Origin of the sequence: Streptosporangium nondiastaticum, from assembly GCF_003011965.1 — a bacterium.
Classification (GTDB): domain Bacteria; phylum Actinomycetota; class Actinomycetes; order Streptomycetales; family Streptomycetaceae; genus Streptomyces; species Streptomyces nondiastaticus.
In genome coordinates this window covers 1-1,475 of the sequence record NZ_PXWG01000301.1, presented here as the reverse complement: position 1 = coordinate 1,475, position 1,475 = coordinate 1, and the positions used below count along the sequence as shown (strand labels likewise).

Sequence of the window (1,475 nt, the reverse complement as noted above, 5' to 3'; positions counted from 1 at the left end):
CGCCGGCGCGCAGCACGAGCGGACCGTCGGACTCCCAGGACGTGAGCAGCTCCTCCACCGTGGTGAGCGCGGTGAAGGCCTGCCCGGCGGCGGCCGCGTTCACGGTGTGGGCGGAGTGCGGGGTGGCTCGCGCCGCCCCCGGCGGCCCGCCGCCGGACCAGCCGCGGCTCACCGTCCACTCCGTCGACGGCGACCGCATCACCCTCACCCGCGACCAGGCCTCGCTGCGCCCCGGCACCTACGGGCTGACCGGGCGCGGCCTGCACGCCGTCGTCGGCCCCGTCGTCCAGGACGCGCCGCACCCCGCCGACGCCGTCGTGCGCCGCCTGGTGCGCGTCACGCGCGGCGGGCCGGAGCCGGGCGACCGGGTGTGGCTCACGCCGCAGCTCCACGCCGGCAACCCCCGCGACGCCCTCGGCCTCCACCACGCCGACGTCGCCGTCCCCGGCGAGCTCGGACCGCTCCCCGCCTGGTTCGTGCCCGCCGCCCGCGACACCTGGGTGATCGCCGTCCACGGCCTCGGCGCCACCCGCGAGCACCCCATGGTCGTCATGCCGTTCCTGCACCGCCTGCGGCTGCCGGTCCTCGCCCTCGCCTACCGGGGCGACCCCGGGGCACCCCGGCCACCGGACGGAACCAGCCGTTTCGGGCTCGCCGAATGGCATGATCTCGCCGCTGCCGTCCGCTATGCCCTGGCCCACGGTGCCCGCCGGGTCGTCCTGCACGGCTGGTCCACCGGCGCCACCATGGCCCTGCTGGCCGTCGGCGATCCCGAGCTGCGCCCGCACATCAGCGGCGTCGTCCTCGACTCGCCGGTGCTCGACTGGCCCGCCGCCCTGCACGCCCTGGCCGCCGGCCGCGGCGTGCCCGCGCCGCTCCTCCCGCTCGCCGTGCACGCCGCCCGCGGCCGGACCGGAATGGCCCCCGACGGGCTCGCCCGGCTCCGGGACCCGGCCCGGATGACCGTCCCCGCCCTCCTCGCCCACGGCCCCGACGACACCGTCGCCCCGTGGGGCACGTCACGCGAACTCGCGGCCGGCCGCCCCGACCTGATCGTCCTGCACACCGTCCGCCGCGCCCCGCACGCCGCGATGTGGAACGCCTCCCCGGAGCGTTACGAAGAGGCGCTGCGGAGGTTCCTCATCCCCTTCATGTGACGCTGCCACAGCCTCCAAGCTGCCCTGTTCCAGCGGCAGGAAGTGAATGGTGGACGGCTGGACAATTGATTCCGATTGGGTTTTCGGAGCAGCAGCGGCAAGACTGCTCCTGTGACGTCCCGTACTCCGCGCGACTCCCGGCTCAGACTTGTCCCCCGACAGCCGATCGCCGCTGCCCGCCGGGCCGTGGCCAACCGAGGCACCCGCCCGGCGCCCCGCCCGCCGGCCGGCACCCCCGCCCCGGCCGAACTGGCCCGGCAGGCCAGAGACTGCCTCACCGGCGCGGTCCGCGTGGCCCGCTGGGCGGCGGACGAGCGC

Annotated in this window: 2 protein-coding genes; both read left to right on the top strand. The window is 76.9% G+C overall.

Translation table 11 applies throughout. The features are described 5' to 3' along the window. Positions 1 to 122: 122 nt before the first annotated feature. Positions 123 to 1,157 (top strand): alpha/beta hydrolase, encoded by a 1,035-nt coding sequence (locus B7P34_RS35895; protein ID WP_106682278.1) that lies wholly within the window; start codon positions 123 to 125, stop codon positions 1,155 to 1,157. Positions 1,158 to 1,268: 111 nt separating this feature from the next. Then, positions 1,269 to 1,475 (top strand): hypothetical protein (locus B7P34_RS39160; protein WP_223268612.1); only part of this gene is annotated, 207 nt, incomplete at its 3' end.